Consider the following 8,844-nt stretch of genomic DNA (forward strand, 5'->3'; position numbering starts at 1 on the left):
TCGAAGGTCAGCGTTAGGGAGCGACCATCGTCTGACACCTCGGGGACCTCAGTGACCCGGTCGAGCCCATTGGAGGTAAAGCCGTCGAAGAACACGACATCGTCGGGAATCGTGTCGTCGAACATCCCTGTCTGCACGTCGAGGTGGGCCTCGGCATCAAACCCGGCCGTGTTGAGCGCCCGAGAGTTGGCAGCCCACGAGAGCAAAAGGTCGGCCGCATCGACCGGGACGCCATCGCTCCACCGCACCCCATCGGCGATCGTGTACCGCACCCTGAGCGGATCATCCGAAACCTTAACGATGGTGCCGAACGACTCGTCGGGCACGGGGTCGCCGTTCTCATCCCACGAGACAAACGACGAGTTCGTAGCAGCCACGACACTCGCATTGGTGCCGACCGCGCTGCCGAAACCGGTCGCCGCGTTGAAGGAGGTGAAGGCTTCGGCAACGGCCACTGTGACGGTGCTGCCCTCGGCGACCCGAGAGTCCGGCGTGCACCCGGCCAGCGCCACCGCAGCGACGACAACCGCCGCGACGGCAGCCCGCTTCTTCAGGATGATTTTCTTCTCCCCATGGACATCGCCCAACAATGCTCGGCGACGCGCTAGAGCAGAGCTGTGATCGTTAGGCGACTAGCGCTGGCCGTGACGGATCTCGCGGCGCACGCGCTGCTCGACCGGGTCCGGAATCGGGACGGCCTGGATCAGGCGCTGCGTGTAGGCCTCCTTGGGCGCGCGCAGAATCTGATCGCGCGTGCCCTGCTCGACGAGCTTGCCGCGGTGCAGCACCGCTATGCGGTCGGCCATGCCATCGACGACCGCAAGGTCGTGGCTAATGAAGAGGCAGGCAAAGCCGTATTCACGCTGCAGTTGGCGCAGCAGCTCAAGCACCGTGGCCTGAACCGAAACATCGAGCGCGGATGTGGGCTCGTCGGCCACCAGCAGGCGCGGCTTGAGCGCAAGCGCGCGGGCGATGCCAACGCGCTGCTTCTGACCACCGGAGAGCTCGTGGGGGAACCGGTTGCGGTAGGACCGCGGCAGGTTCACATCGTCGAGGAGCGCCTCGACGCGCCGGTCGAGAGCGGCACCCTTGGCCTCCCCCGCAAGCAGTAGGGGCTCGCCGATGGACTCGCCAATGGGCAGTCGCGGGTTGAGCGACGACGAAGGGTCTTGAAACACGATGCCCACCTTGCGGCGGAGCGACTTGATGATTTTGCGGTCGGCCTTGCTGATGTCGGTGTCGACGACAACGAGCGACCCATCGGCGATGGGCTGCAATCCGATTGCGGCACGGCCGATTGTGGACTTGCCAGAACCGGACTCGCCGACGAGGCCCAGAATCTCACCCTCGGCGATTTGCAGGGTCACATCGTCGACCGCGCGGAACGCGCCAACGCGGCCCTGCTTGCCGTAGACGATTCCCACATTCTTGAGGCTCAGCACGGTCGGCGCGGTGATTACGGGCGCTTCAGGCACATCGATCTCGTCGAGCGAGCCCTCGGCGATGTCTGCCTCGGTCTCGATCACGTTGATCGCCTCGTGTCCGGCTACTGCCTCGCCGAGGCGGGGTACAGCGGCCAGGAGCGCCTGAGTGTAAGGATGCTGCGGCGTGTTGAAGATGGCGTTGACATCGCCCTGTTCAACGATTTCGCCATCCTTCATCACGACGATCCAGTCGGCGAGGTCGGCAACGACGCCCATGTCGTGGGTGATGAGCAGAATGGCAGCGTCGAACGTGTCGCGAAGGTTGCGCAGCAGATCGAGGATTTCGGCCTGCACCGTGACATCGAGCGCGGTTGTCGGCTCGTCTGCGATGAGCAGAGTCGGGTCGCAGCTCAGGGCCTGAGCAATCATGGCGCGCTGGCGCTGGCCGCCCGAGAGCTGGTGGGGATACGACTTGAACGCCTTCTCGGGGTCGGGCAGACCGACAAGGCCAAGAAGCTCGCGCGCCCTCGCCGCGGCGTCGCTCGGCGTGACGTTGCGGTGGGCGCGAACCGCCTCGACAAGCTGGAAGCCCACCGTGTAGACGGGGTTGAGGGCGGTCATCGGCTCCTGGAAGATCGCCGCGACATCGTCGCCTCGCACCGCTCGCATTTGCTTGGTGGAAAGCGTCGTGAGCTCACGACCGTTGACCGAAATGCTGCCACGGACCCGGCTGTTCTTGGGCAGCAGGTCGAGGATCGCCATAGAGCTTGCGCTCTTTCCCGAACCAGATTCGCCGACGACAGCGATGACCTGGCCTCGGCCGATCTCGTAGTTCAGCTTCTTAGCTGCGGGAACCCACACACCATCGACCGCGAAATCGACGCTGAGATCGGTGACACGCAGAGCCGGAACATCCGACCGCTCGGGGCGCTGATCCATCACCATGACAACCTTTCGTTAACAACAACCAGAGCTCTCATGCACGACTCACGGCCGGAGACTGGAAACATAGGGGTATGACTACCGACAGCACGGCACGAGTGTTCCGCTCGAATTTCAACAGAACGCTCTCGATTGTGCTCTGGGCCGTGGCCGCAGCGGTCTCGGTGGGAATCGTCGCAACGGGCTCGAGCGCTGGCAACAGTCTGTGGCTTCTGCCCACGATTGCTGCTGCTGCGGCCGTCGTGTGGGTTGTGCTCTGGCGCCCGCACGTGCGCGTCGACGCCGATGGCGTCACCGTGGCGAACGTCTCGCACAGCGTCGAGATTCCGTGGCCCGCCCTCATTCATCTGGACGTTACCTACTCGCTGCGGGTGCACGTTCCCGGCCGCGCGATTGCGGTCTCGGCGGCGCCCGCTCCCGGACGCATGGGTGGCGCAGTCGCTCGTCGAGGAACGGCGCCGCACGGGCACCGCAATGGCGAGACTGTCTCGGTGGGCGAGCTGCTCACGACCGACTCCGGCAAGGCCGCAGCACTCATTCGCGAGCGATGGGAATCGCTTCGCGACTCCGGCAAGATCGTCGCCGGCGAGGCCGAGAACTATCCGGTTCGCACCAGACTCGACGCCGTTGCGGTTGCAGCGCTTGCCGTGGCGGCGCTGCTTGTCGGCGCCTCGGCGTTGCTCGTCGGCCTGCAGTGACATCACGCTCGTCACGGGGTTTCCTTCATGCGCCGCAGCGAGACGCGCTTCTGACGAGGGTCGAACGCGTCCCGGAGCCCGTCGCCCACAAAGTTGACGAGCAGCGCAAGCAGCACGATGAAGACGGCCGGCCACCAGTAGAGCCACGGCCGCGTCTGGAACGCTGACTGGTTCTCTGAGATCAAAAGGCCCAGCGAGACATCCGGCTGACGGATGCCGTAGCCGAGAAAGCTGAGCGCCGTCTCGAGCAGGATGGCGGCAGCGGCCAGAAGCGTGGCGGAGACAATGACCACTCCGATGGCGTTCGGCAGGATGTGCTTGAAGATGATGCGGAAGTCGCTCGCACCCGCCACCCGCGCTGCTTCTACAAACTCGCGCTCGCGCAGGCTCAGGAACTCGGCCCGCACGAGACGGGCGATGGTCATCCACGACACCAGCGCCAGGAAGAACGCGAGAAGCCACACGCCGAGGCCACCCGTTGCGCGACCGACGATTGCGCCGATGACGAGGGCCGGAATCACGATGAAGACGTCGGTAACGCGCATGAGCACGGAGTCGACCCACCCGCGGTAGTACCCCGCGACGGCGCCAACGACGGTGCCGAGCACGGTTCCAATGCCACCGATCACGAACATCACGATGATCGAGTTCTGGATGCCGCGCATCGTCATGGCGAAGTAGTCAACCCCGATGCGGCTCTGACCGAACGGATGCTCACCGAGCGAGATCCCCTCGCCGCCGAGCCACTTGGGCACGAGCGACAGCGTGGGAGCCCCGCCGTTGAGCTGCGGGTTGAGTGACGTGAAGTTGTGCTTCCACCAGCCGGGGATCGGCCCTAGGCCGATCGCCGAGATCGACAGCACCGCGACGAGCACGAAGATGACGATCGAGACCACAGCGAGGCGATTGCTCACGAAGCGTCGGGAGATGAGCTTTCCCTGGCTCAGACCCTTGGTGTCGTCTGGCTTGGACGGCTGAGGTTCGATCGGTGCTGCTGGCTCTGTTAACAGGCTCATCGGGCACTCCTTTCGGCCGGAGTTGACATTGGTGCTGGCTGCGATCGCATCATGCGCGCACCCGCACTCTCGGGTCGAGCGCCGCGTAGGCAAGGTCGGCCAAGAAGTTGAACAGAACTGCGGTGATGGCGATCACGATGAAGTAACCCATGATGGGGTTCAGGTCGATTCTCTGCAGTGACGCGTTGAAGAGAGCGCCCATTCCACTGATGGCGAAGACTCGCTCGGTGATGATCGCACCACCCAACAAAGCACCGACATCCGTCGCCACGAGGGTGGCGATGGGGATGAGCATGTTGCGGAAGGCGTGGCGAACGATAACCGTGCGCTCCGGCAGGCCCTTGGCCCTCGCGGTGCGGATGTAATCCTGGCCGAGAACCTCGAGCAGGCCTGCACGCGCATACCGCGTGTAACTGGCGAACGAAATCAGCAACAGCGAGATCGTCGGAAGCAGCAGATGGGTGAACGTGTCGATGCCCTGCAACCAGAAATCGCCTTGGAACCCCGGAGTCGAGGCACCGACGGTGGCGATGGGTCGGCCATTGATGCGCGGCGACGAAATGTAGGCATTCCACGACTGCATGTAGCGGTCGAGCAGAACGACACCGGCGGAAAGCACCGAGACGATGACAGAGACCTTGATGTTTTGGCCACGGTCGTTGCCGCCTACCGCGTAGCCAATGATGACTCCCACAATCACGGTCGCTACCGCGAGAAGCGCGATCGTGCCGCCGCTCGAGACATCGAAGAGCCCCTGAAGGGCGAAGTAAGAAACGATCGCGATCACACCAGCGATAACGCCGCCGAGAAGAGCACGTTTGTTGGCGAAACCCGCTGCGACGGCAACCGTGCAGTAGACAATGCCAGCCGTGAGGACGAGAACCCCGACCAACCCGAGCCCGGGGTCTTGGAACCATCCGGTGAACGAAACGTAGGCGAGCACGGCGCCGGTAGCCACTGCCGAGACCACGAAGGTGACGAGTCTGCGGCGCAGATCCCCTCCGACGAGGACCTGCCACACGAGGCCGGCCACCAGGGAGATGATCACGATCATGGGCACCGGAATGCCCGAACCTCCCTGGAGGAAGTTGTTGAACCCAATCGCAATGAACTCCTTGAGGAGCACCGCCACGAGGAACGAGGGTAGCGAGTAGAGAAAGAAGCTGATGAACGTGACGCTGAGGTCGAACCCGCTGTACTGGCGGAGAGCCGTGGCGATACCTACTACGACGCCCAGGATGATCGCGAGAACGAACGAGACGCTGACGAGCTGAATGGTCGCCAGCATGGCGGCGGGAAGGATTGTCGTGACGGGGGCGTTCGACAGGGTGAGCCCGAGGTCACACCCGCCAAAGGGCACGAGACACTGCAGTGCCCCACCGAGCCACAGGAACCACCGCAGCGGCGGAGGAACATCGAGATCGAGGGCAGCGGTTCGCGCAGCGATCAGCTGATCCTTGTTGGGAGAGCTCGACCCGCGAAGGTCTTGCAGGGGGTCTCCGGCGTTGGCCGCGAGAACGTACATGATGAAAGACGCCGCGACGAGAACGAGGATCGAAACCGCGATCCTTCTCAGAATAAAGCCAACCAAAGTTGTGCCCATCTCATAGTGCTGGTTACTGGATGTTCGACGGTCTAGCCGCTGCCAACCGATCGAGCCCGAACCTGAATAGCTTAGTCACACGTTGCACGGCCCCCGAGCCAACCCCCTGGGTTGGCCGTGACCGCAGAACATGCCGTGACCCAAGAACAGGGTGCCGGAGACTGTGTCTCCGGCACCCCACTCTCAGTGGAACTGAGTGAACTGCTAGCTAGCCAGCAAGGGTCCAGTCCTGGGCGTTCCAGACGATGCCCGTCTGGCCACCGAAGTACTCAAGGCCCTTGATGGTGCCGTTGTCGGCGAACAGACCAGGAGTCTGGAAGAGGGGCAGGCCGTAGCCGTCCTTCTTCGTGAACGCGTCGATCTGGATCTTGATCTCAGCCAGTTCGTCTGCGTCGAGCGACACCTGCGACTCGTCGACCAGGATGTCGACATCCGGGTTCGAGTAGTCGTTGTAGTTTCCGCCGCCGCCGGTCTTGAAGATCTGCGGAAGCCCGGCGTTGCCGGCACCCGGGGAGACCCAACCGAAGATGGAAGCGTCGTACTCGCCACCGCTCAGCAGGCTCGACCAGTCGGGCGATCCAGCGTCAACGATGATGAAGCCTGCAGACTCTGCCGACTGACGAATCGCGTTGAACGAGTCGACGCGGTTCGGGTTGTTGGTGTTGTAGAGAATGCGAACGGTCGGCGTTGCGCCAGCGAGGAGCGCCTTGGCACCCTCGATGTCGGGCTCGGTGTACTCGTCGTATCCGCTCGCCTTGACAGCGTCGGCGTACTCGGGGTTAGCGGGCACGAAGATCTGCGAGTTGAGAACCTCAGCCGAAGGGTTAACCGGCGTGATGATCGAGTCGAGGATCTGCTGACGCGGAACCGTCTTGAGGAATGCCTCGCGCACCTTCGGGTCAGCGAAGACCGCGGAGGACTGCTTGAGGTCGAGGTGGTCGTACGCGAGCTGGCTGCCCTCGTAGGTCACAGCGTTGGCTGCCTCGAGTGCCTCGAGCGTGTCGGCGGACGGCTGCGGGTAGATCGCGTTGACCTCACCGTTCTGAAGAGCCGTAACCTGTGCGTTCGAGTCACCGATGAAGCGGATGATGAGCGTCTCGTAGTCCGGTGCAAGGTCGCCCTTGTACTCGGGGTTCTTGGTGAGCGTGATGTCAGACTCAGCCGTGAACGCGGTCACCGTGAAGGGACCAGAGCCAACGAGAAGCGACTCGTCCTCGGGGAACGACGTTACGTCGTAGCCCGTGTTCCAGAAGTCAGCGGCGGCCTTGAGGGTGGGGTTCGCCTCAACCGGAGCCGCGGGGTCACCCTGCGGGAGCTCCTTGAGAAGAGCAACGAAGTCCTCGAGCGAAACGCCAGCCTTCTCGGCGACAACGTGAGCGGGCTTGCCGATCATGTTGACCAGCTCCCAGTCAACGTACGGCGACGCGTACTCGATCGTGAGCGACAGGTTGTCGTCACCGATCTCGGGGAACGAGGTGGTGTCGAGGCCAGCCGTGCTGCCCGCGAGCGAGAAGTACTGCGTGCCGGAGATGGCTTCGCCGGTCTCGGGGTCGAGCGTGGCGTCGTCGTAGTAGCCAGACTGCTGTGCCCACGAGAAGAGCATGTCGTCGGCCGTGATCGGCTCGCCGTCGGACCACTTGAGGCCGTCGTTGAGCGTGTACTTGACGGTCAGCGGGTCTTCGGAGACGCGCTCGTAGGTTCCGAAGCTCTCGTCCTTGATGAGCGAGAAGTCGGTGTCGAGGCGCACGAAGCCGCCCAGTCCGAGTCCGCCCGAAACACCCGTGAGGTAGCCAACCATTCCGTTGGTGTCGAGGTTCGCCTGGGGGGTGTCGCCGTTGAACGACGTGAAGGCGTTGGTGACGGCGATCGAGATGGTGTCGCCCGCGTCGCCTTCCTGCTCACCAGATGTTGTGCATGCAGCCAGCACCATGGCTGAGGCTCCGGCGATGGCCGCAAGCGTGGCCACCCTCCTGAAGCGTTGTCCTGTGATTGCCAATTTTCCTCCTGTGCAAAATGGAACCTCGTGCGGCACCGAAACCATCACGAGGCAGAACTCACCGCCGAAGACATGAGGGTCTTCACAGCGATGCAGTAGTTTGTCACCCTAAGCGGGGTGAGCAGCAACTCCCAACAACGATGCCGAAAATTTACCTGCTTGCAATCATTGCAGCGAAAAACCGCGCCAAACGCAAGAATATTGCGTCTCCACGCGCAAATGAGCAGTAACAGCGTTTGCAGGAGCGTGTTAAGCGAAGATCCAGCGCTTGCAGGCCCGTGACCCTGCCGAGAGTGAAAAGAGCCCCATTGTCGATACCCGCCAATTTCACCGCTGTGCCACTGACTCGCCCCCGCATCGGTGCAGAAATCGCAATCGTGCTCGGGCTCTCGCTGGGAGCATCCGCCGTCTATTCGATCATCGCCATCGCCAATCGGTTGACCCGCGAGCAGCCACTCTCCGACCAGACCGCGACCATCAACTCCTCGCTGAGCCCCCGGCCGGTATTCGACCTCATCTACCAACTCATGGCGATTCTCGTCGACCTCATGCCCGTTGCCCTCGTGGTTTACCTCATGTGGTCAGCCTCGAAACCCCATCTGGAGCGCCTCGGCATTGACGGCACTAAAGCTGGCAGAGACGGTGCCTGGGGAATCGTGCTCGCCCTCGTCATCGGCATCCCGGGTCTGGGGCTCTATCTGGGTGGAAAGGCGCTGGGCATTACGGTGACCGTTGTGCCGACGGACCTGGCCGAACACTGGTGGACCGTGCCCGTTCTGCTGCTCGCCGCAGTGCGCTCCAGCGTGGTCGAAGAGTTCATCGTTGTCGGATATCTCTTTGCCCGCCTGCGTGACCTGCGCTGGGGACCGTGGGCCATCATCCTGAGCGCCGCGCTGTTTCGCGGCACCTACCACGTGTACCAAGGCTTTGGCTCGTTCATCGGCAACATCGCGATGGGCGTGCTCTTTGGCTGGCTCTACACGAAGTTCGGGCGGCTGATGCCGCTCGTCGTTGCGCACGCCCTCATCGACGCAGCCGTGTTCGTGGGCTATCCCTGGGCCGCCGCGGCGCTGCCGGGATTGTTCGCCCCGGCGGGCTAGCTAGCCGGCCGCTGCCGCGTCGGCGCTACCAAAAACGGCTCGCCGCACCCGAAGATTCGGGGGCG

Annotated in this window: 6 protein-coding genes and 1 pseudogene; 2 read left to right on the forward strand and 5 right to left on the reverse strand. The window is 63.2% G+C overall.

Annotated features, from left to right (window positions below):
- Both AC062T_RS09105 and AC062T_RS09110 read right to left on the reverse strand, forming a co-directional pair.
- Window positions 1-587: pseudogene (locus AC062T_RS09105) on the reverse strand (ABC transporter family substrate-binding protein); the annotation flags it as partial.
- Between the two features lie 45 nt (window positions 588-632).
- The gene (locus AC062T_RS09110; protein WP_476029320.1) at window positions 633-2,363 is read right to left on the reverse strand and encodes an ABC transporter ATP-binding protein; all 1,731 of its coding nucleotides are present in this window, start codon (window positions 2,361-2,363) and stop codon (window positions 633-635) included.
- 77 nt (window positions 2,364-2,440) lie between these two features.
- Here AC062T_RS09110 and AC062T_RS09115 point away from each other — a divergent pair, with 77 nt between their 5' ends.
- Entirely contained in the window at window positions 2,441-3,064 is a 624-nt protein-coding gene (locus AC062T_RS09115; protein WP_476029322.1) for a PH domain-containing protein, read from the forward strand.
- Window positions 3,065-3,075: 11 nt separating this feature from the next.
- Here the strand turns inward: AC062T_RS09115 and AC062T_RS09120 are convergent, their stop codons facing one another.
- From AC062T_RS09120 to AC062T_RS09130, 3 genes are all read right to left on the reverse strand, one after another.
- Window positions 3,076-4,080 carry an ABC transporter permease gene (locus AC062T_RS09120; protein ID WP_476029324.1) on the reverse strand — a complete coding sequence of 335 codons (1,005 nt, stop codon included), beginning with the start codon at window positions 4,078-4,080 and terminating at the stop codon, window positions 3,076-3,078.
- A gap of 49 nt (window positions 4,081-4,129) precedes the next feature.
- Window positions 4,130-5,683, reverse strand: a complete 1,554-nt coding sequence (locus AC062T_RS09125; RefSeq protein WP_476029326.1) for an ABC transporter permease — start codon at window positions 5,681-5,683, stop codon at window positions 4,130-4,132.
- Between the two features lie 208 nt (window positions 5,684-5,891).
- Entirely contained in the window at window positions 5,892-7,679 is a 1,788-nt protein-coding gene (locus tag AC062T_RS09130) for an ABC transporter family substrate-binding protein (RefSeq protein ID WP_476029328.1), read from the reverse strand.
- A 341-nt stretch (window positions 7,680-8,020) separates the two neighbouring features.
- Between AC062T_RS09130 and AC062T_RS09135 the strand changes: the two genes are divergently transcribed.
- Complete coding sequence (locus AC062T_RS09135; protein WP_476029330.1) at window positions 8,021-8,779, forward strand: CPBP family intramembrane glutamic endopeptidase; 759 nt, start codon at window positions 8,021-8,023, stop codon at window positions 8,777-8,779.
- Window positions 8,780-8,844: the final 65 nt, after the last annotated feature.

This window comes from Homoserinimonas sp. (genome assembly GCF_056262345.1).